This is a genomic window from Lunatimonas salinarum (genome assembly GCF_017811155.1).
GTDB classification, from domain to species: Bacteria; Bacteroidota; Bacteroidia; order Cytophagales; family Cyclobacteriaceae; genus Lunatimonas; species Lunatimonas salinarum.
On the sequence record NZ_JACVCV010000002.1, the window covers coordinates 219,615 to 241,935 of the forward strand.

Annotated in this window: 14 protein-coding genes; 2 read left to right on the forward strand and 12 right to left on the reverse strand. The window is 45.6% G+C overall.

Annotated elements, in window-relative coordinates; all coding sequences use genetic code 11:
• Nucleotides 1-18 precede the first annotated feature (18 nt).
• The 3 genes from IAQ59_RS02890 to IAQ59_RS02900 form a co-directional block, all read right to left on the reverse strand.
• Complete coding sequence (locus tag IAQ59_RS02890) at nucleotides 19-3,063, reverse strand: SusC/RagA family TonB-linked outer membrane protein (RefSeq protein ID WP_209329271.1); 3,045 nt, start codon at nucleotides 3,061-3,063, stop codon at nucleotides 19-21.
• A 549-nt stretch (nucleotides 3,064-3,612) separates the two neighbouring features.
• A complete protein-coding gene (locus IAQ59_RS02895; RefSeq protein WP_209329272.1) occupies nucleotides 3,613-3,819 on the reverse strand; it encodes a hypothetical protein in 207 nt (68 codons plus the stop codon).
• A gap of 475 nt (nucleotides 3,820-4,294) precedes the next feature.
• Entirely contained in the window at nucleotides 4,295-4,657 is a 363-nt protein-coding gene (locus IAQ59_RS02900; RefSeq protein WP_209329273.1) for a DUF1549 domain-containing protein, read from the reverse strand.
• Between the two features lie 29 nt (nucleotides 4,658-4,686).
• Here IAQ59_RS02900 and IAQ59_RS02905 point away from each other — a divergent pair, with 29 nt between their 5' ends.
• Complete coding sequence (locus IAQ59_RS02905) at nucleotides 4,687-5,700, forward strand: LacI family DNA-binding transcriptional regulator (protein ID WP_209329274.1); 1,014 nt, start codon at nucleotides 4,687-4,689, stop codon at nucleotides 5,698-5,700.
• A gap of 178 nt (nucleotides 5,701-5,878) precedes the next feature.
• Here IAQ59_RS02905 and IAQ59_RS02910 read toward each other — a convergent pair whose 3' ends face one another.
• The 5 genes from IAQ59_RS02910 to IAQ59_RS02930 form a co-directional block, all read right to left on the reverse strand.
• On the reverse strand, nucleotides 5,879-8,704 hold the full coding sequence (locus IAQ59_RS02910; protein WP_209329275.1) for a YyaL domain-containing protein: 2,826 nt from the start codon (nucleotides 8,702-8,704) through the stop codon (nucleotides 5,879-5,881).
• Between the two features lie 112 nt (nucleotides 8,705-8,816).
• Nucleotides 8,817-10,265, reverse strand: coding sequence for a DUF1501 domain-containing protein (locus tag IAQ59_RS02915; protein ID WP_209329276.1), 1,449 nt, complete (start codon nucleotides 10,263-10,265; stop codon nucleotides 8,817-8,819).
• A gap of 5 nt (nucleotides 10,266-10,270) precedes the next feature.
• Complete coding sequence (locus tag IAQ59_RS02920) at nucleotides 10,271-13,522, reverse strand: DUF1553 domain-containing protein (RefSeq protein ID WP_245189396.1); 3,252 nt, start codon at nucleotides 13,520-13,522, stop codon at nucleotides 10,271-10,273.
• A 495-nt stretch (nucleotides 13,523-14,017) separates the two neighbouring features.
• Entirely contained in the window at nucleotides 14,018-15,328 is a 1,311-nt protein-coding gene (locus tag IAQ59_RS02925; RefSeq protein ID WP_209329277.1) for a PD40 domain-containing protein, read from the reverse strand.
• A gap of 202 nt (nucleotides 15,329-15,530) precedes the next feature.
• Nucleotides 15,531-16,403: a type 2 periplasmic-binding domain-containing protein gene (locus IAQ59_RS02930; RefSeq protein ID WP_209329278.1), complete on the reverse strand. Its 873-nt coding sequence runs from the start codon at nucleotides 16,401-16,403 to the stop codon at nucleotides 15,531-15,533.
• Between the two features lie 154 nt (nucleotides 16,404-16,557).
• On the opposite strand from IAQ59_RS02930, the gene fbaA reads away from it, so the two are divergent.
• A complete protein-coding gene (gene fbaA, locus IAQ59_RS02935) occupies nucleotides 16,558-17,619 on the forward strand; it encodes a class II fructose-bisphosphate aldolase (protein WP_209329279.1) in 1,062 nt (353 codons plus the stop codon).
• 44 nt (nucleotides 17,620-17,663) lie between these two features.
• On the opposite strand, the gene pfkA is transcribed toward fbaA, so the two are convergent.
• The 4 genes from pfkA to priA all read right to left on the reverse strand — a co-directional run bounded on the left by pfkA (nucleotide 17,664) and on the right by priA (nucleotide 22,199).
• On the reverse strand, nucleotides 17,664-18,650 hold the full coding sequence (pfkA, locus tag IAQ59_RS02940; RefSeq protein ID WP_209329280.1) for a 6-phosphofructokinase: 987 nt from the start codon (nucleotides 18,648-18,650) through the stop codon (nucleotides 17,664-17,666).
• 9 nt (nucleotides 18,651-18,659) lie between these two features.
• A complete protein-coding gene (locus IAQ59_RS02945) occupies nucleotides 18,660-19,019 on the reverse strand; it encodes a methylglyoxal synthase (RefSeq protein WP_209329281.1) in 360 nt (119 codons plus the stop codon).
• A 113-nt stretch (nucleotides 19,020-19,132) separates the two neighbouring features.
• Complete coding sequence (locus tag IAQ59_RS02950) at nucleotides 19,133-19,423, reverse strand: hypothetical protein (protein WP_209329282.1); 291 nt, start codon at nucleotides 19,421-19,423, stop codon at nucleotides 19,133-19,135.
• A gap of 262 nt (nucleotides 19,424-19,685) precedes the next feature.
• Nucleotides 19,686-22,199 carry a replication restart helicase PriA gene (gene priA / locus IAQ59_RS02955; RefSeq protein WP_209329283.1) on the reverse strand — a complete coding sequence of 838 codons (2,514 nt, stop codon included), beginning with the start codon at nucleotides 22,197-22,199 and terminating at the stop codon, nucleotides 19,686-19,688.
• Nucleotides 22,200-22,321 lie beyond the last annotated feature (122 nt).

Sequence of the window (22,321 nt, forward strand, 5' to 3'; positions counted from 1 at the left end):
TTTCATGGTTTTTTCTGGTTAAAAGGTTAAACTCGCTCCAAACGTATAGGCTCTTGCGATCGGGAAAAATGCCCCTGAACTACCATTGGGTGTAAGCGGATTGGTACCGGGAGGGAGTTGGTTGAAATTGGCCAGATTTTGAACTGAGGTGTAAACCCTCAGGTTTCGGACTTTCAATTTATCCTTGAATGCAGGAAAACTATAGCCCAAACTTACATTTCGAATGGCCAAATATGCCGCATTAAAGACCCATACATCAGACGCCCTCGCATCGTTACTTCCGGAACTAGTAGGTGCGAGTATGGGAATCCTTGCATTTGGCCGGTTCGGTGTCCAAGATTCTTCCAAATGCCAATCCTGTATCTTACCGGCATTCCAGAGTGGCATGATAGCATCACCCTGTAACAGCATGTCTCTTTTTCCAACTCCTTGAAATAGGATGGAAAAATCAAAGCCTTTATAATCTGCATTTAAGTTCAACGCATAACTGTACCGGGGGAAAGGATCTCCAAGAATAACCCGATCGTCGGGATTTATCACCGCATCAGCAGCATCAGCCACCCCATCATTATTCGAATCAACGGTGAGTTGATTGGTATATCGAATATTTCCGGGTATCAAAGCGCCAAACTGATTGGGAGCATTGTTGATTTCCTCCTGATTTTGGAAGTATCCCATCGATTGGTATCCAAAAATCGCTCCAATGGGGCTTCCCACTGTAGTAATGGAATTCCCGCTTATTATCTGGCCCAAACCACCTAAATCCATGACTCGGTTTTTTACATCCGAAAAATTTAAATTTGCACTGTAGTTCAGCTGCCCGATGGCATCCCTCCAATTAAGGCTAAAGTCAATACCCCTGTTTTCTACCGACCCGGCGTTTTGAAGCGGGGCGCTAAGTCCCACGACTCTGGGAACGGGCAGTGCTAGAAGGATATCGTTCGTGGTTCTGGTGTAATATTCAATTGTAAAGGTCAATTTATTATTTATCAAACCCGCATCCAACGCTATGTTTGCCGTTTCAGTCGATTCCCATCTGATACCCCTGTTGGCCAGCACATTTTGTGCTGCACCTGTAGCCACATTATCGCCAAAGATAAAATTAGAACCTCCCAAAAGAATATTGGATGTGTAGGGGAAGTCATTGCCAATATCCCGAATATTTTGGCTACCAATCTGTTGGTTACCCAACCTTCCCCAAGAAGCCCTAAGTTTAAATTCCGTAAAAAAATCCAGCGGGCGGAAAAAGGCCTCTTCTGTCAAGCGCCATCCTGCGGAAAATGAAGGAAATACCGAAACCCGATTTTCCGGCGCAAATCGGGATGAAGCATCTCTTCTCACGTTAGCCTCGAACAAGTATTTATCCTTATACGAATAATTGAACCTCGAAAAATAGGAAGCTAAACTGGAATGGGTCGCACTTCCGCTATTTCTCATATTGGTTTCCGCACCCGCATCGAGCTGCTCAAGACGATCTATGATAAAGTCTGTTCTAGAGGCACCAAACTGTGTCCAATTGGTTTGGATCATTTCATAACCGCCTAGAATAGTGAACTGATGGTCTTTAACAGCTTTATTATAGGTAATTAAACCAATCAGGTTGTTTTCGAATATCCGTGTATTCGTGTTACTCAACGAATTTCTATCAGGTACATTTCTGGTAGACTTTGAATCCCAATCCAGAATGGTGGTATACATTTTATTGAAGTTCCGATCGAAAAGGTCCCTGTATTCTGGAGAAAACGTCAGACTTACGTTTAAATCCTTGACTGGAGAATAATTTACTCGGGCCAATCCACGGAAATAATTATTAGCTGTACGGTTAAGTCCTCCATCATGCGCAGCCGCAATTGGGTTTTGACCGCTCCAACCATCACCCCAAGACCCATCTGAATGAATAGCTACTTGGGTAGGATCAATTCGAAAGGCATCCAGAAAAATCCTGTCTAGACCTGAATTTGGTGATGTGGTCAGTTCTTGGCTAAAATTTAGATCAAAGGCCACATTGAATTTTTCGTTGATCTTAATATCCGAATTGAATCTCCCATTATATCGCTTAAAATTGTAATTCACCACATTAGCACCTTGATCTGTATAGGAAATGGATCCCATCAGTTGAATATTTTCACTCCCTCCACTGACATTTAGGCTGTGGTATTGCTGGAACCCATCTTCTGAAAACAACAAATTCATCCAATCCGTATCAGGGTATAAATCAGGGTTTGTCGCCATATTTTGTTGGTAATTCGCTATCGTAGCTTCATCCACATTGGTAGCCCTTAAAAAGTCAATGGCCCCTAAATAAGAGGGCAAGGTTTGAGGTTCTTGCCAGCCGGCATAGGTGTTGTAAGTTACCGTCATTGCCCCCTGCTTACCCCGTTTGGTAGTCACTAGAATAACCCCATTTGATCCCCTTGAACCATATATTGACGAAGCTGCCGCATCCTTCAGGACCGAGATACTCTCTATATCCGCCGGATCGATATTATTGATATCTCCCTGTATACCATCCACAAGTACCAAGGGATCATTGGAAGCACCAAGAGAGCCGGTACCCCTAACTCGTAATGTGGCACCATCCGCACCCGGACGGCTGCTGGATTGAATGGCTGTCAATCCAGGTGACATCCCCACCAGGGCCTGCGAGGCCTGAAACACCGGTTGCCTCGAAATTGCCGCTCCGGAGATGGACTCTACAGAACCCGTCAAGTTGATCCTACGCTGATCACCATAACCCACAACCACCACTTCACTAAGATCGCTCATGTCTGCTTGCAAACTCACATCAATGGAAGTTTGGGTTCCAACAGTCACCTCCTGCCGAAAATATCCCAAAAAGGAAAAGACCAAAACAGAGTTGCCGGATGGCACATTCAGTTGATACCTTCCATCCAAATCGGTCACTGTTCCTGTAGTGGAATTTTTGACCAAAATACTTACCCCCGGCAAAGGGGCCTTATTTTCATCGAAAACGGTACCACTGACCGTAATTGATTGAGCGAAAGCACTATTTGCACTGACCAAAAGGATCAAGACAAATAAACTCGGTAAGATTTTTTTCATACTACTTGGTATTTTGGATAAACATCGTTAACTATTCTTTAAACACAGAATATCATTCAATATTATTGAATAAATACGTAATTAAAAAATACTTTTTTAATAATAAATGGTATTTTATTCCGTAACCGTTATCGATAACGTTTACATTTGATAATTCGGCAATAAAATGGGGCTTTCCTTTAAAAATCGATAACCAGAAAATATACGCTTAAGTGTGCTGGACTTGATAATGCCTTCGGAAAATATCCACAACCCGACAGCAAATTCACGCGCTTAACTTTTATGATTTTAACCCATATCCCAATGATACCGAATTGTGGATTCTACTTACAGCAAATAGGAGTTTTCGCTCTGATTTAAAGCAACGTTCAGACATTTGAAAAATAAACCGCCCCGTTAAATTATCCCAAAAGAAGCGAAAGACGAAACGAAACCGTCGGACTACGAAATGATTATGTAGATAAGCACAAGTCCAAAATATGCTCTTCCGGCTAAATTCGAATGGGTATTAGGCAAATTACAATAAATGGTTGGACACCTTAAAATGGTCTAAATCCGATAGTCTGGATGTATAAGCCATTTGGCCAATCCCAATCTGTTTCTTGGCAGGTCTTCAACAAGAGAAGACTGAAACGATGGCACCTCCGGCAGTCCCTCTTCCGTAGGCTTATCAAATTCTCTCCTATACAATATGAAGGTTTTCCCAGCCTGTTTTCTTTCCTTTAATACCATCATCTCATTTTTGTTCTCAAGCATAGCAAGTTTCTCCTTCCTTAATTTTTTAAGGGATTCACCCTTTACCTGCCATTCCGTATTGGTTTGATACTCGAGGTGCTTTGCTTTTTCCGTTACATCAACTGCTTAAGATTGGGTGGGATTGCCATACTGATGCAACGCTGCGACCTCTATTCCGATCAGTGGTCGGTTGCAAACATACAACTCATCGAAGCCGCCAGTAAAAACACCATTATCACCGTCGAATTCCCGATAACTTCTGGCCAATGTTAACGGCCGTCTTACCGAATTTCCCCTACTATCACCAACCGGCAAAATGCTACTGTATAAATTGTTTACCAAAGTGACCTGACTTGCTGGTTTTCCCTCTATGTATAGATTTGTTCCGAAAGCATCGGCCGAAACATCATAGATAACCACAATGTGGCTCCATTCATTTTAATAGGATCCTCAGTGATTAGGTGGATAATACTGTCCGGCAAGGTATTGGTGATCCTTACTGGTCCATATTGTCGAAGAAAGCTTCCATACTGAAATAATCCTTTTGGGAAATAGGATCGAATTTGTGGTCGTGGCATCTCGTGCAATTATCAGTAAATCCAAAAAGCCTTCCGATTGTATGATAACGGTCGAGCACGTATTCCAAACGGTATTCCTCGTCGTCGATGCCTGTCTCCGAACTGGTTTGGTTATTTCTATTAAGCGCAGTGGCCAAAATTTGCTTTTTCGAAGGGTTGGGCATCAGATCTCCGGCTATCTGCCATTCGATAAACTGGTCGTATGCATAAAAACTTGCACCGTAGAATACTTTTATGTCTATGATGTAGGCAAATTTTTTAATTTGCAACATCTTAGGCATTTAAAACTCTATTTTAACCTAAAATTCGTTTGAAAAAAACCATAACCATAAAAGACATCGCAGAGAGGCTCAAGGTCTCGGTCGCCACTGTTTCTCGTGCGCTAAGAGGTTCGCAGGAAATAAAGCCGGAAACAAAAGAAGCCGTATTAAAAATGGCCAAGGATCTGGATTATCACCCCAATCTACTGGCCAGCAGCCTTAGCAGCAAACGTTCAAAGATCATTGGCGTAGTAGTGCCTACCATAAACCGTTTTTTCTGGTCCAACTCTATCGCTGGGATAGAAAATGTCGCCTACACGGAAAATTATAAAGTAATGATCTTTCAGTCGAGCGAATCCTATCAAAAGGAAATTGAGATTGTGGAAACCTTGGCCAACAGTCGTGTGGATGGCATTATTATCGCTTTTTCCAAAGAAACTGAAAATTTTGACCATATTCAGCGTGTAATTGAGCGCGACATACCCGTAATTCTGTTCGAGCGGGTGACAGAAGAAATTAATACTTGGAAGATCCAAACCGACGATTTTTGGGGCGCAAAAGAAATTACCGGACATCTTATCCAACAAAACCGAAAGAAAATTGCGCACATCGGTGGCCCCTTGACACTGGAAGTATGTAGAAAGCGCCTGGAAGGCTACCGGTCGGCACTTCTCGAACACGGCATACAACCTAATCCGGCATGGGAAGTGGTATTGGACGACTTTTCGTTTGAACAGGCCGGTGAGAAGATGGAGCAACTTTGGGCTACGCCCGAAAAACCTGACGCCATTTTCTGCTTTGCCGATATTATCGCCATAGGTGCACAACATGCCGCTTTGAAGATGGGAATTTCTGTTCCCAAGCAGCTCGCCATTGCGGGATTTGGAAATGACATCACCTCCAGATATCTCTCCCCTGCCCTAACCACAATGTCTCAGCCCTCATTTGAAATGGGCAAAACCGCAGCAACCATGTTGCTTGATTCGATTCAACAGCCTGAGAAGAAATTAGACTACAAATGTATTTCGGTAAAACCCACTTTGGTTATCCGTGAGAGCACCTGACTGGATTTTTAAAAAAATCGACTCCTAAACTTCGTAACGGATCCAAAAAAAATAGGGGCCGACCTTACTTATATTTACGGTTAGGGTAAAAAATAATGGGCCTAGTCATTCCTTTCCAGGAAGTTGACAGATCATTTTACCCTAAACGATGTTTTAAGTGCCACTATTAGATAAGAAATCATAACTTGTACCGCTTACTTTCTATCCTTTTTCCGTTGATATCCGTTCCAGAAAACCAGAAGTTAAACTCATTATTTTGATTCTCGACTGGAATGGTAAATTCAAAAGGATATGAACTATCTTTCAAGCTAACTTCCTTTCCCTGCGCATCTTCATAGAATAGACTTATGGAGGAAAATTTCGAATCGTCATCCTGAAGATAAATATAGATCCGTTGCTCATACCCTCCCAAATATATGCGCATGGCACGGGCATTTCCAAAATCAAGTTCTTGATATCCCTGCGACAACGTTTGCGGTTGGGCAAGCAGGCGCTGCTGAAAACCCGCACTGATGGCTATTCCTTCAATCGTTACTGCAGCCAACCCGTCTCCTTCTACCTCCAACTCAAAGGTTCCGTCATCTATTTTCGACACCCATTCGTTGTTTCTACTGCTTATCTTCCAATTACTGCCCTGCACCGACTCGGGATTTATGGTGACCTTAGCTTTTACCCGTTCACGGCACTGATTCGTAAAGGCAAGAAAGAGCTTGTTGCCTTTGTAGGCGGCAATGTAGTTCAACTCTACATGGTCGATGGTCAAAAGCCCTTTCGGCATCCATAACTGGACTCCCTCTTCTTCAAAAAATTTACCCGGTTTGCTACCATAGAATTTATTCTGCAGGTAGGCATAGCCTTCGATGTATTCGGAAGGGAAATCTATCCTGCCTTCTGACCGTACAAACACATCGGTCACCAAATAGTCCAGCAGCATGGATGCCTTAGGCAGAATATGATTATAATGAAAGGAATTGACACTCAAGTCCAGATGGGGTCTGAGCGGGTAATCCACTTTTTCGTAGGCTGTCGTGCGGGCGGTATTGATGTGGTATCCGGGAAAGTTCCTATACCTTCCTATTATCGCCGATTTGGCCACCTCTTTTAGAAACTGATCCCCTGTGTAATGCCCCAAGCGCAACATCCACGGCGCATAGTTGGCCATAAAAATGGCACGGTGCCCCTGACTTGTCCCTGAAGATTCCGGCGTGAGACCTATCTCGGAAAGCCTCCAGGCAGGTACTGTCTCTTCCGGAAAATACATCTGTCGGTGACCTTTGGATTGAAGGTACCAGTACAGGGGTGCTTTTCCATCCTTATTCACCACCAGCATCGTATCCGGAACGGCCGGGGACATCCAAGTGAACATCGTATACCGACGGGCCCCATCACGGGCGGCGTCCAGGTACTTCTTGTCACCCGTGATTTCATATAGCTCTGTCAATTCAATCCATTTAGGCGTAAACGCCGTCCAAAAAAAGGCTCCGGGAGAATCAGGATCCTTAAAATCTGCCTGTTTGGTATGGACTCTTCTTTCAAGGTACGCATCAGCCCCACTCCTCGCCTTTTCCAGGTAATGTTGGTCCCCGGTCGCCCGAAACAGGTGCATCGCGTTTACCCAGGTATCACCCTGCTCCAAAACATCCAAATTTCTGACTCGGGATCCTGAATACTCCCTTTTGGCCAGATCGATGAGAAAACCATTCTGCGGTCCGAGGATATGGTACAATCCCGTCAGTTCAGAAACGGGCGCTATCGGTCCATTCATACTACGGGAAGGATGCTGTATGCGCTGTTCAGGATCCAGGGAAAAAAGGAATTTCTCCCGGGACAGCATGTACTCCAAAGTAGGATAGGCCATTTTCTCAAACATCACCGAATCATCCATTACAATGGCCAGTTCCAGTGGGTTCAAACTCGATACATTTTTGACTGCCCCTGGTACATCGGTGGAGTATGCAAAACCTTTGAGGGAATCAAGAAACCAGGCATAATCTGTCTTGGAGTAATCTATAATTGCTTCAAACGTCTGATTAAGAGACGATATCTCATTTTTGCGATAGTCCCTGAACCCGAATATTTCCCGACCAACGGTTTCAAAAACCTCATGGACTTCGCCGCTTTCCACCAGCAAATAGGATTTGAATGTGTAGTTTTCGCCCGCTTTTCGAAAGGATTCAATCCCTCCCAAAACCGGGGCAAATAGCTGTGGCTGTGCCAATCCCTTTTCATTGCGGACCATTATCCCAAAACGGCTGTTGGATGCGAGTGGCAGGGGATCAAATGGAAATTCCTCAGAAGCCGCTAAAACACCAATCGTGTTTACACCGTCATTGACCATCGCTGTTGGGATGGGCGCACGGAAAGCCAGCGTCATGATCGGACTTGCCGGAAAACGCTTCTCTTGCCATATCAGGGGCTGCCAGATCTCGGCTACTTCATCCAAGGAGTAGGCAGGCGCACCGGTATAACCTACGGAAAAATACCCCTCCGCTTTTGGCGTAAGCGTGTATTCCATGGAGGGGAAGCTTCCTGTGTCTACCCTGATTTTTGCCGAAAAACCGAACAACTCCTGTTCATCAAAGGTCAGCGTGATGACTCCATTCGCTAGTTCGACTTGCCTTGCCCTAACCGGAATGACCTTTCCGGAATTAAATGGATTGGAGCTTCGGTTATCCGCCTGCCCCTCTAAAATGCGATCATCAAAGCCATCTCCAACGGAACTCTCACTTCGTTGGACCTTGTTCAAATCCGCCTCTTTGCCCTGGTAGGCTGTCCATGTGATCACATTATACGGTACTCCTTCAATGCCCGCGGGCCTCATGGCCATCTTAGGATCTTCCTCCGCGTATAGGATCGAAAATTCAGGCTGAAATGTATACGTTTTGCCGCTCTTATGGACGACTATCTGGTTATCCTCAATAAAAACCCCATCCTGAGTCCCAGGTTGGCACCCAAGCAGTAAACAAAGACAAAGAACACGGTGTATTTTTGAAATAAAATTCATTATCTAGATCAATTAACAAAATTCAACACTTAGTCTGACATTTAATTCAGCGCTCGAAAGCCCGTTCATTCGTAAAGCCCTGGGCAAGACAGAACCGATTCACTCTGGGAGTTTAACTCAATATTGGATGTACAACGTGTCCATGGACGTCGGTAAGCCGGTACCTCCTACCCTGGTGTTTAAAATTCAATCGCTCGTGATCAACTCCCATTAGGTGCAATAGCGTAGCCTGAAAATCATGTACATGTACTGGATTTTCAACGATGTTGTATCCAAGTTCATCGGTTTGTCCATATGAAAATCCCTTTTTGACACCTGCACCGGCCATCCAAAGAGAAAAGCATTTCGGGTGGTGATCTCTACCGTAGCTTGTTTTGGTTATCGCACCCTGAGAATAACTGGTTCTGCCAAATTCCCCGCCCCAAATAACCAAGGTATCATCCAAAAGCCCCCTTTGTTTCAAATCCTTGATAAGCCCTGCGGTCGGCTGGTCTGTACCCCTGGACATGGTCCTTATGTCGTTGGGCAGGTTTCCATGCTGATCCCATCCCCTGTGGTACAACTGAATAAAAGGTACATTTTTTTCCGCCAGGCGTCTCGCAAGCAGGCAATTGGCAGCATATGAACCGGGAATATGTACGTCTGGCCCATACAAATCCAACACATGGTCAGGTTCTCCTGAAATATCCATGGTTTCCGGTACCGAAGCTTGCATCCGGTAAGCCATCTCATACTGGGCAATTTTAGAATTGATTTCTTGGTCAGGATTGGATTCAAAACTATGTTCATACATAGCTTTCAGGTGTTCCATGAACCTGGACCTATCCGCCCTTCCTATGCCCGGAGGATCGTTTAAATAGAGTACCGGATCCTTTCCAGACCGGAACTGAACGCCCTGATGCTGTGAAGGTAAAAATCCATTACCCCAGAGCCTCCCATAAACGGGCTGGGCACCGGACCTTCCTGTGGAGACCAGTACGCAAAAAGCCGGTAGATTCTCGTTTTCACTTCCCAAGCCATAACTCACCCAAGACCCTATAGAAGGTCTTCCCGCCTGTTGCGATCCCGTTTGGAAAAAGGTAATGGCGGGATCGTGATTAATCGCCTCCGTATGCATGGATTTAATAAGGCATATCTCGTCAGAAATCGAGGCAATGTGCGGCAAAAGCTCACTTATATATAACCCCGATTGCCCCCTTCTTTCAAATCCAAACCTTGAACCTATCATCGGAAGGGTTTTTTGTCCGGAAGACATCCCGGTGAGCCGTTGTCCCTGTCGGACAGAATCGGGTAGCTGCTCCCCCGTCCGCTTGATGAGCTCCGGTTTGAAATCAAACAATTCGAATTGGGAAGGACCTCCGCTTTGAAACAGGTAAATGACTCTCTTTGCCTTGGGAAGAAAGTGAGGCGCCCCTAAAATTCCATTGCCCCGGGCAATCTGGGCTTGGGAAGAAAAGGGATTGATCAAACTGGCCAATGCTATTCCTCCAATGCCCAGACCGGCTTTGGTTAGAAATTCCCTTCTGGAATAATGATTCACCTGAGAACACAGTTCTGACATGACCTTTATTGTTTGGTGTAAAAATCGAAATGATTAAACATTAAATTGGCTACGGTGGTGAGTGCTGCGGTTGTTTCCAAGGGCATGCCAACATCCACTTTTGAGGCTCCGACCTGTAATAAAGCATCCCGGTCTCTCTTATTTTGGCGGAAACGGTGTAGTTCCTCCGAGAACATCTCTTTGAATAGCTGCATTTCCCGTTCTGCAGGCATTCTTCCCGTGACTCTTCGAAACCCATACGTCAGTTGATCTTCCAACTTCCGCCCCCCTTCTTTCTGCATTTTTTCCGCCAGGGCACGGGATGCCTCTATGATCTGTGGATCATTCATCAAGACCAGGGGCTGTAGCGGTGTGTTGGTTTCGGATCGCTGCACGATACAGTCCTCCCTACCCGGGACATCGAAATTAGTCATTGCAGGAGCTGGAGACGTTCTCCTTATGAAGGTATACATACTCCTGCGATACAGATCCTTTCCCTGATCGGTTATATAGGTGCGGAGAAAATTGGAAAACTCTCCCTTTTCTTCCCATAATCCTTCGGGCTGATAAGGCTTCACACTAGGCCCGCCTATTTCCTCCACGAGCAGTCCACTGGCGTGCAAATAACTGTCGCGGATAAACTCGCCCAAAAGCCGGTGTCTGGGACCTCTGGCTAACAAGGCATTATCCGGATCCAACTCAGCCAATTCCGGAGTGGCCAGGGATTCCTGCTTGTAGGTAGCCGAGGTCACGATCTTCTTTACCAAAGCCTTTACATCCCAACCTGATTCCACAAAATCTACCGCCAGCCAATCCAATAACAAGGGATGGGTGGGCAACTCTCCCTGACTTCCAAAATCACCTACCGACTGGACTAAGCCTCTTCCAAAAAACTGATTCCAATACCTGTTAACCGTTACCCTACTTACAAGGGGATGGTCAGGATGTGTAAGCCATTTTGCCAATCCCAGCCGGTTCTTGGGCCATTGGCCATCTAATGAAGGCAAAAACGCCGGTACATCTGCCTGCACCTCGTCCGTTGGGAAATTGTAGTCCCCTCTATCCAAAATGTAGGTTTTCCGGATATTCGCCCGTTCTTTCATGACCATTACTTCCTTTTTCTCCTGTAGCATGGCCAGCTTTTCCTTTCTTAATTCGTTCAGCGCTTCCTCTTTTTGCTGACGTTTCCTATTCAAATGATATTCAAGGTGTCTTCCGATCTCAGTTGCATCAAATTTTTTGGCCTCGGAGGAATTTCCCGCATAATACAACTCGGCAATTTCAAGTCCTGTCAGCACCCTGTTAAAAAGGTATAGGTCATCCAACCCTCCTGTATAAACACCATTATCACCGTCATAGAGTCTATAACTTTTGGCAAGCCGTAGGGGTCTATTAACCGGCTTACCACTGCTATCCTTGACCGGCAAAATGCTTTTATACAAGTTATCAACCAGCGTGACGGAAGTTGCAGGCTTCCCATTGATATATAGGTGGGTACCGGACGCATTCGCGGAACCATCATACGTAAGAGATATGTGGCTCCATTCTCCCATTTTGATCGGATCTTTTGTGATCAGGTGGATGGCATTATCGGGCAACGCATTGATAATCCTTACTTGTATCCTATTGGTACTGTCCAAAAAGATCTCATATCCTCTATAGAAATTATTTTTTTCACCGGAGTTACCTACAAGCGACCGATAGGGTTCATTACTTTCCGGCTTCGCCCAAAATGAAAAGGAAAACACGTCCGTCATTTCAACTAGTCCCAAATCGGGAAATTCCATCAGGTCCTTTTCATCTTTAAAACGCAGACCCTTTCCAGTTGGCGAAGGGATGACATCCGGACTGCCTAGTACACGGGCGGAAAATTTCCCTGCCTCGGCCTGGGATTTACCCTCTGCGTATTCATCCAATCTAAAATGGGAAATCAAACCCATTTTCAGGGTCTTCTCGGGCAGCCAAGAGACGGGTAAAGCGGTTTCGCCCTGTTCCTGCAAAAATTTCTGTTGCTCATTGGCCTTTTCTGTTTCCAATGCGCGAATCCTGGCCTTCAGCGCTTCTAATTCCCGTTCTTCCTCATCGTCCAGGTACAAGAGGAAAGGCCCCGAATTACCGTCATTTGAGGTCATCCCTAACTCATCCATGTTGTTGAAGAAAGCTGCCATGCTAAAGTAATCTTTCTGAGAAATGGGATCGAATTTATGGTCATGGCACCGCGCACAATCCAGTGTAAGGCCCAAAAAGGCCTTTCCGATGGTCTCTGACCGATCAAAAACATACTCCAGACGGTATTCCTCGTCAACGATGCCAGCTTCCGAATTGGTTTGGTTGTTTCGGTTAAAGGCAGTTGCCAAAATCTGCTTCTTCGAAGGATTTGGCAACATATCGCCGGCCACCTGCCATTCGATAAAGCGATCATAGGGCATGTTTTCGTCAAAGGCTTCGATCACCCAATCCCTCCAAGGCCACATCATACGATATCCGTCCGCGTGTAACCCATTGGAATCAGCAAACCTGGCGACGTCTAACCAATCCAGGGCCATTCTCTCTGCATAAGCCACCGTCGACAACAACTTATCCACGACCTTTTCATAGGCATTGGGCGATGGATCATTCAAAAATTCATCTATTTGTTCCAAGTCTGGGGGCAAACCCGTCAGATCCAAGCTGACCCTTCGGATCAGTTTCTCCTTTGCTACCGGAGAACTGGGCTTTAAATTGTTTTGATCCAATTTTCCCATCACAAAATAATCAATTTCATTAACCGGCCAGCTTGGATCTGAAACCTTGGGCAAGGGACTTTTTTCCGGCCTTATGTATGCCCAATGGGGCTTGTAGACGGCTCCTTGCTCTATCCATCGAATAATGATAGCCTTTTCCCTCGGAGAAAGGGATAGGTTGGATTGGGGAGGAGGCATGACTCTTTCCGGATCCTCAGATACCAACCGATCGTAGACATCACTCCGATGAAGATCTCCGGGAAACACGGCTACTTTGTGCTTATTGTCCGCTAAGGGGCCATAGACTCCTTCTGCTATGTCCAAGCGAAGACCGGCCTCTCTGGTGTTAGGATCGGGACCATGACAGGAAAAACAACGATCTGATAATATCGGCTTTACATGGAGGTTATAATCAATTTGTTCCGGCAAAGAAAGCTCAGCCTCCACGATTTCGGCAGGCTTTTCAACACCACAGGAAACCAGCATATACCCAATAACTAAAAAAGCCAGGAACGGTGATTTCGTGTAATACAAAGAAAGAGCTGCTTTATTCATCAATACCAAGTTGTTTGAAAAGGGAATCTAATTCCGACCAGATTGGAGTTTAATCAGCCCATCTTGTTCCTCCATCTAAGATAGAGGCCAGAAAACCTGTACAACCAACGTCTACTTAATCAATAGATGCCCTTATTCATGTAGTCAGACAATATAGACCGTAGGTAAAAGTAATTTTAATTCACATGACAAAAAACCATCCTTTTAAGTAAATTTTACCATTTACATCGAAAACGTTATCGATAACGTTTACAATTGTAAAATCATTAAACAATATTGCAAAATATTAAAACATCGTAAAATAAACTTTCTGCATATCAGACGTGATAATCGAAAAGGAAAGGCGGATGTAGTTGGCAAGCTCCAAATCAGTGAATTAAAAACCACCTACCATTGAAGCATCGGCAGAATCATTAAAATGCATCAATTTAACGATAGATGATGGTGCCGACAATTCGCTGCTGTGTAACAGATTTACCGAAACACTCGGTATCATTACAAACTACCTACTTCGACCCGCTTCACCTCATAGTCTCCATCTCGATTGACCCCCACCACAAAAATGGCCTCCCCACCATCGCCCCAGCTTAGTTTGCCACCGGCAAATCCTATATAAAAATCCTGACCGAAACTCGTTAGCTGAGCCCTGTGGCCGGTATCGATCTGCTTTACCCAAACTTCATTACTACCGGACCGGTCAGAAATAAACGCCAGCCATCCCTCCTTAAAAGGGTTAAACACAGGAAGCAGGTCTTGTCCATCGGATTCCACCCAGGTAGCTTCTTGGTAACCATCCCTGGTCTCAAAACCCGTCACATCGTACACCAGTCTCCTGGCTCGCTCATTGATAACCGGTCGATTATACGCTAACCTTCCCCTGAACGGGCAAAAGGTCAATTCACTATACGACACATGTCCAACAAAATCCCCTTCGATCCGGGGAAGTATTAGTTGCTTTTCCCCCCGAACTACATCCAATTTCCAAATCCCATTTTCCCACTGCTCCAGAGAATCAGAAGAGAAGTAAACGGTATTATCGGAGTCGCCAAAAACCGGATCGGCAGTTCGATAGTCTCCCTCCAAAACCTTGTACCTCTCTCCCGAAACGCTATTATAAACCTCAATATGTTTTGGAAGATAATGAGGAGATCCTACCGGTGAAAGATCCCGAGAGGTAGTATATATCAATTTATCTCCAGATGCAGCCCAAGAAGGCTCAAAGCTATTTAAAGCAATCAGCTCGTGATTGCCTGATTGGAAATCGTACAAATAGAGATTTTGCCCCGGCCGATTGGCCCCCTGACTTATCGGGTAATCCGCCACATAAGCCAGCACATCGCCCAAAGGTGAAGCCGCCGGCGAAAAAACGTAAGAGGCATCCGGCAAAACAAATACCGTACTAGACTGACCTACGGAAAACGGAGCGGATTCCACGGAGTTTGTAAAGGTCTCCTGACCGGCCCTTCGTGCCCTAACCAAAAACTCATAAACCTTCCCATCTTCCAAACCAGAGACCACCCAAGTTTTTTGATCAGGCTCAAGGGTAGCAACCAGTTCGAAAACCTCCTCTCCCAGCTTACGATAAAAAACATCGTAAAACGTTGCATCCACCCACGCAGGACAGTTGAATCCAGGACAAAGTAGGTTGGCATGCCAGGTTAGTTTCACAGCGTGCGCATCTACCACTTCGGATCTCAATCGAGGCACCTCCAACGAAAAACCTGCTGGAATGGGATCGTCAATGACATGGCATCCATGTAAACATAAGACAAAAAGTACCGGTAAAATAAGGTTTCGTAGATTCATTGGTAGATCGGATAACTGCTAAGTTTATTTACACAAGACGGATAAAACCTCCAAAATGCTACAAAACCGCACAACCAAAACAGAAAACCCGAAACTGGCATAATGATTAAAATTCCCCAACAACATATAGTGAGTTGCTCCGTTTGCGGACGACACACTAATCTTCCGTGGACTTCCAAACCGCTGGTTCCTTTCTACTTAGCTAAGTCAGTATAACAAACCGCTCATCCACGAGCCGCTCTATGGGAACCGTTTGGTTGACAAGGCCCAATTCCAAGAGTGTATGCATGGTCTCTACCAACGATGATGCGTCTACCTGTGGGCCCACAGCCCATTTCGTTTGTGCAAACCATTCCTTCACATCCTCAGGACTGATTGCATACCGTTGGCTTATTGCCAAAACTGAGGTATCCCCCTCCTCCATAACCCGACGGTTTTCATCATAGAGCGTCGTACATATCTGACGGAGAAAATCGGGATGCTTCTCAAGCGCTTGCTCGGATGCTACGATGGCAAAACAAGGCCAAGGGGTCGGGATTTCACCGATCCTTCTGCATTCTCCTTTAGCAACAAGTGGTTGGGTGGTGTACTTTTCCCATAAAAACAATTTGGGAAGCGAAGATTTAAATTCCCTCCTGGCCCCATCGAGGTTTCCAACCACCTGAAACTCGAGATCTGCCATCGTCCAGCCCTCGCGCTTTGCCAATAGATAGGCCATCAAATGAGACCCGGAGCCCATCCGACTGACCAAAAAGGGAACATTTCTAACCTCTGATAGCGGACGTTCGGGTGCCTTGGCAGCGATATGCACGCCCCAAACCAGGGGAGAAACCACGTGGTATCCAATTATCTTTCCGGGATTTCCATCTATACTATCCTTAACAAAGCTTTCCGTAAGCACTAGCGCAATATCCGCAGATCCATCCCGTATCGCTTGATTCATCGCACCGGACCCACGGGGCTCATCTACCCATTCCAATAGTAGCTCCTGATCCTTAAACGATTGTGCTTCAATCAACCTTCTCCAAGGCAAATTAAAGTGCTCGGGAACACCCGTTATAGTGATTCTTTCCATAAGTCAAATATAAAAAGAATTCCCCTGAAAAAATCAACAATAAATCCCCCGTAGCCCAGCGATTGAACGCCGTATTTACTATCTTTGAGGCATATTTACCGATTTTTATTTTTAAAATCGGTCTCTTTATATCAAATACCTTAATAAATCGACTATGAAATTCAAACCTGGAGTAAAGTTTGGTGAGGAATTAAAAGACCTGTTGGCATACGCTAAGGAAAGCGAGTTTGCCATGCCTGCGGTTAACTGCATAAGCACCAATACCGTAAATGCCGTATTGGAAACAGCAAAGCGGGTAAATTCGCCTGTAATGGTTCAGTTTTCGAATGGTGGTGCCCAGTTCTTTGCCGGCAAGGGTCTTCCCAATGACAAACAACAGGGTTCCATAGCTGGTGCTATTTCCGGTGCCATGCACGTGCATAAAATGGCTGAGGCCTATGGCGTACCGGTTGTTTTGCACACCGACCACGCGGCCAAAAAGCTCCTTCCCTGGATAGACGGAATGCTTGCGGAAGGTAAGGCGTTCTATGACGCATTCAAAAAACCCCTATTTAGCTCGCACATGCTGGATCTGTCCGAGGAACCCATTGAAGAAAACATTGAGATTTCGGTCAATTACTTTAAGGAGTTTGCCAAACTTCAAATGGCCATCGAAATTGAGTTGGGCGTTACGGGTGGGGAGGAAGATGGTGTGGACAACACCGATGTGGACAGCTCCAAACTATACACCCAGCCCGAAGAAGTGGCCTATGCCTACGAAGAATTGAAGAAAGTCAGTGACCTCTTTACCGTAGCGGCTGCCTTTGGCAACGTGCACGGAGTGTATAAGCCGGGCAACGTATCGTTGAAACCCATCATCCTGAAAAACTCGCAGGATTACATCAATCAAAAATTCGGAACCAGCGGTAAGCCGGTCAATTTCGTATTTCACGGTGGTTCAGGTTCTTCGGTGGAAGAAATCCGTGAAGCCAACAGCTACGGTTCTATTAAGATGAATATTGATACCGATTTGCAATGGGCATTCTGGGAAGGCATTCTATTGTACTACAAAGGAAAAGAAGGGTATCTTCAGTCACAGCTAGGTAACCCCGAGGGATCGGATAGTCCAAACAAAAAATATTATGACCCACGGGTTTGGTTGCGAAAAGGCGAGGAAAATTTCTCTAAGCGCCTGGAGTTGGCTTTTGATATGCTGAATGCAATCAACAGAAACTAATAAGACCAAAAAAGGAGGCTCTAACAGCCTCCTTCTATTTTTTATCAAGTCGATAAAATGGATGCAATTCGCAATTCTTCTTCATCCACCTTTTTATCATCCACAATAGCCCGTTTGATCGGGGTAAAAACCACTTTGTTATTGATCACCCCTACCATCACGTCGTACTTGCCTTGAAGCAAGCCTTCCACTGCGGAAACACCCAACTTGCTGGCCAGGGTACGGTCAAATGCCGAAGGTGCCCCCCCACGCTGTAAGTGCCCCAAGATGGTCACCTTAATATCGTAGGTGGGCAGGATTTTTTTAACCTTTTCAGCTATTTCGGCCGCACCCCCACTTTTTCCACCTTCTGCCACTATTACGATGTTACTTTCCTTTTTTGCCTTTTCCCGGCTCTTTAACCGTTCAATCAGTGTCTCTACCGGCATTTTCTTCTCTGGAATAAGAATGGCCGCCGCAGCACTCCCAATGCCAGCATTGATCGCAATAAATCCCGCATCTCTACCCATCACTTCAATAAAAAACAGCCGGTCATGGGAAGTAGCGGTATCCCGTATTTTGTCAATCGCTTCAATGGCTGTATTACAAGCCGTATCAAATCCAATCGTTAAATCCGTTCCAAAAAGGTCATTGTCAATGGTACCGGGCAGCCCTACTGCAGGAATGCCAAATTCCTTGTAGAACAAATGGGCCCCGGTGAGGGAACCATCTCCTCCGATGACCACCAAGGCATCAATACCATGTTTTTTGAGGTTGTCGTAAGCGCGCTTTCTTCCTTCCGGCGTACGGAACTCCTGACTGCGGGCGGATTTCAAAAACGTCCCGCCACGCTCCAGCACATGGGCGATGGAGCGGCTGTCCATTTTCCGAATATCGTCGTTGATCATTCCTTCGTAACCCCGGTAGATTCCGTAAACCTCCAAATTATAATAAAACCCGGCCCTTATTACCGCACGGATGGCGGCATTCATCCCCGGGGCATCGCCTCCAGAGGTAAGTACACCGATCTTCTTTATCGTCTTTTCTTCCATTATATCGAATTAGGTTAGGTTCTTAATCATCAATTCTGCCGCAGCCAGATTGGTAGCAAGGGGGACATTATGCACATCGCAGATTCGCATCAGCATCTGCACATCGGGCTCATGGGGGTGTTTACCCAGCGGATCCCTAAAAAAGATAACCATATCCAATTGCTTTTCGGCTACCATGGCACCAATCTGTGCATCCCCACCGAGGGGGCCCGAAAGCAAACGTAGCACTTTGAACCCTGCCTTTTCGATGTGCTGACCCGTTGTGCCCGTTGCCACCAACTCTATGCCTTCCAGCTCATTCTTGAATCCACTTAAAAAATGAACCATATCCGCCTTTTTGCCGTCGTGGGCTATCAATGCTATTTTCATAATCTTTGCGTGCTTTGGGTGGTAAAGTTATAAAAAAACAGCCAAAGAAGTCTTGATCCATTAAAGGCCAATTTTATCCAGCAAAGAAAAAGCCGCCAAATCAGCCCTTTTCCCTACCTATTCAAAAAATATTTCACAAGTTTCTCCCATTCCTGCTCTAAAGAATCCTGAAATCGCTTTTTCCCTGCCCTTGAATACCAATAATCCGCATTCCATGGATCTCCCTCCTTTCGGTGCAAATACGCGTGCAAGGAAGCGGAATCCCTATCCGGTAGCTGATCGATGAGTGCATGCGCCCCCTGCCAATCGCCTATACCATCCAGCCAAAGTGCCTTAAGGTGGACAGACAATCCTTCTGGCATCCTTTGATTTTTCAGTGATTCTCTAAATTCAATAAGATCCATTTTTGTAGGCTTTCTAATTTAATAATCGGTCAAAATAAGCAGATAAAATACAAGAGACCAAGATTAGGCCAACAATTTTGAAGCTCCAAAATCCAAGCCATCGATTTGCCTCGTACTTGTCGAAAGTCACAACCCATACACCCCCTTAATCATGCATCCAAATCAATTTGCTTTTGCTTCCTCAAAAAAACACCCTACCTAAAATGATTCTATGTAAAAAACAGGATAACCCCTATCCAAACTTGAAATTCGCCGTACAGCATCAGCCAGGATCTACATCTACCACTATTCTGACAGACCTATATGATTTTTGAAAGCCCACTTCGTTTACCTTTTCAATCAGCGCCTGCTTGAACACCGCCTGAAGCTGGCTGGATCGCTCGATTTTTACGAGTATCTCAAAGATATATTGGTTCTTAATCTTTCCGATCAACCCTTTTTCCGGTCCCAAAATGATCTTCTTTGCTTGGATTTCCCGCAAGAGGTCAGCCAGTAGTATCGCAGCCTTCTCGGATGTTTTGAAATCCTTATGCTTTACGATGATTCGGATATTCTTTACCCATGGTGGATAGAAAAACCGTTTGCGCTCAGCCATTTCCAACCGAAAAAACCCACTGTAATCTCCCCTAATCACAAAATCAAATAGGGGGTGGTCAGGCTTGCGTGTTTGGAGTATCACTGTGCCCTGCTTTTCCCTCCTACCGGCCCTGCCAGCCACCTGTGTAATCATCTGAAAGGCGCGTTCCCCGGCTCGAAAATCGGGGAAAAACAACATTCGGTCCGCATCCAGCACACCTACGACGGTAACCCCATCAAAATCCAGCCCTTTGGAAATCATCTGTGTGCCTACCAGAATATCGATATTCCTAGCTGCAAAATCTTCCAAAATACGCTGATAGCCATACTTGCTCCTAGTGGTATCCAAGTCCATCCGGGCTACCCGAGCCTCGGGAAAAAGCAACGCGATGTTTTCTTCGATCCGCTCGGTGCCCAAGCCTACCGCGGAAATTTTTGGATTGCCACAGGCACCACAAACCTGAGGCAGCTGATCTCTAAAGCCACAGTAATGACACCTCAACTCCTCCGAATACTGATGATACGTAAGACTGACATCGCAACGCTCACAGGTGGGTGTCCACCCACATTCGTCACAAGAAAGAAATGGAGAATACCCCCGTCTATTTTGGAACAACAGTACCTGTTCCTGCCGGTTTAGCGCCTCTTGGATTTTCTCCCGGAGAAGCCGGGTCGTATCCAGCTTCAAAAGGTTTTTCTTTTTATCCTGATTGATGTTTGTAAGAAGGTACTGGGGCATGCCCGCCTTTCCATAACGCTCGTCCAAGTGTACTAAGCCGTATTTTCCACTTTGCGCATTTTGATAAGATTCAAAAGAAGGGGTCGCGCTACCCAGCAATACTTTTGCCTGATGAAGCCATGCCAACATGATCGCCGAATCCCTTGCTTGGAAACGGGGCGCTGGGTCATATTGCTTATAGGAGCTCTCGTGTTCTTCATCCACGATAATGAGGCCTAAGCTAGCGAACGGCAGAAATATTGACGAACGAACGCCAACAACGAAATCATACTTCCCGGACAATACACCCTGCCAAACCTCGACCCGCTCATTATCTGAATATTTGGAATGGTACACGCCCATTTTGGAACCGAATACCGCCAATAATCTGCTCACCATATGGGTGGTCAGTGCTATCTCAGGAAGTAACATCAAAACCTGTGACCCACTTTGCAAAGCCTCCGCAATCAACCGTGAATAAACCTCCGTCTTCCCGCTCCCCGTCACACCGTGGAGAAGGACTGTTTGCTTTTCTTCAAAACATCGCTTGATCGCTTGCTCCGCCTGCTCTTGCCCTGAGGTTAGTTCAGCTTCCTCACGAATAGCGGCAACATCCTCGAATCGGCTAACGATGACCTGAAACTCCTCAAAGATGCCGTTCTTTGTCAACGTCCCAAGTGAACTGGCTGACAGCCCCGCCTCCTTAAACTCTCGCTTTAGCATTCCCTGCTGATTGAGGTCTGGGCGCTGATAGACCGGTATGTGCTGAAGATACTTCAATAGCACTTGTTCCTGCTTGGGCTGTCCCTGCAGCTCTGAGAATAGCCTTTCCAGAGCTCCCTTATCAGTAACATACCTTTCGTGCAACCTGATGCGGCCCTCCTTTTTGGGGACAAATTTATCCTTTATATGCTCGAATAATAAGACCGCTTCCTTGGCTACTAAACTTTTTATAATCGGATGAATGGATTTCACGCCAAGTAGTGTGCTGCAAGCCTCCATATCCAGCTCATTCTTATCGGATAAGGCCTCCAAAATCACCAATTCACGCTTGTCAAGGGCTATTCCCGGAGATGCTATGTCAAACTCGGGATGAAGTTGAATCCGGCTTTCACTGCTTATTTTCAAGCCACTAGGTAGGGCGGCATTCATCACTTCACCTAGATTGCAGCAATAATACGTGGCCATCCAGTCCCAAAACTTGATCTGGAGTGCGTTTACCACCGCTTCATTGTCTAACAAATCCAATAGCTGTTTGGCTTCGTATGCCGCTGGCGCTTTTTGGTGAACCTTTCCAACGATTCCCGTCAGAATCTTTTTGGAGCCAAAAGGTACAATCACCCTAAAACCAATACCTAACACACCCACCAAATTGCGAGGCACCCGGTAGGTGAACATCTTGGGAACGGGCACAGGGATAATGACGTCTGCATACCAAAGTTCCGCGGCTTCTTCAACACTATTTCCAAACAGATCTATCAATTCCTAATTCAATTTACCTATTTAATTTCAGTAGAGATCATAAAAGAAATTTACAACCCTTTCACCTTCTTCCATTAGGCTTTCCGAAAAATGGAAACCTATCAAGTTACCTAGCCCCCACA

Excerpts from the sequence above, each read along its gene's own strand:
- IAQ59_RS02890 (WP_209329271.1), bottom strand. The coding sequence starts at position 3,063 with ATGAAAAAAATCTTACCGAGTTTATTTGTCTTGATCCTTTTGGTCAGT.
- IAQ59_RS02895 (WP_209329272.1), bottom strand. The coding sequence starts at position 3,819 with ATGCTTGAGAACAAAAATGAGATGATGGTATTAAAGGAAAGAAAACAG.
- IAQ59_RS02900 (WP_209329273.1), bottom strand. The coding sequence starts at position 4,657 with ATGCCTAAGATGTTGCAAATTAAAAAATTTGCCTACATCATAGACATA.
- IAQ59_RS02910 (WP_209329275.1), bottom strand. The coding sequence starts at position 8,704 with ATGAATTTTATTTCAAAAATACACCGTGTTCTTTGTCTTTGTTTACTG.
- IAQ59_RS02915 (WP_209329276.1), bottom strand. The coding sequence starts at position 10,265 with ATGTCAGAACTGTGTTCTCAGGTGAATCATTATTCCAGAAGGGAATTT.
- IAQ59_RS02920 (WP_245189396.1), bottom strand. The coding sequence starts at position 13,522 with ATGAATAAAGCAGCTCTTTCTTTGTATTACACGAAATCACCGTTCCTG.
- IAQ59_RS02925 (WP_209329277.1), bottom strand. The coding sequence starts at position 15,328 with ATGAATCTACGAAACCTTATTTTACCGGTACTTTTTGTCTTATGTTTA.
- IAQ59_RS02930 (WP_209329278.1), bottom strand. The coding sequence starts at position 16,403 with ATGGAAAGAATCACTATAACGGGTGTTCCCGAGCACTTTAATTTGCCT.
- fbaA (WP_209329279.1), top strand. The coding sequence starts at position 16,558 with ATGAAATTCAAACCTGGAGTAAAGTTTGGTGAGGAATTAAAAGACCTG.
- pfkA (WP_209329280.1), bottom strand. The coding sequence starts at position 18,650 with ATGGAAGAAAAGACGATAAAGAAGATCGGTGTACTTACCTCTGGAGGC.
- IAQ59_RS02945 (WP_209329281.1), bottom strand. The coding sequence starts at position 19,019 with ATGAAAATAGCATTGATAGCCCACGACGGCAAAAAGGCGGATATGGTT.
- IAQ59_RS02950 (WP_209329282.1), bottom strand. The coding sequence starts at position 19,423 with ATGGATCTTATTGAATTTAGAGAATCACTGAAAAATCAAAGGATGCCA.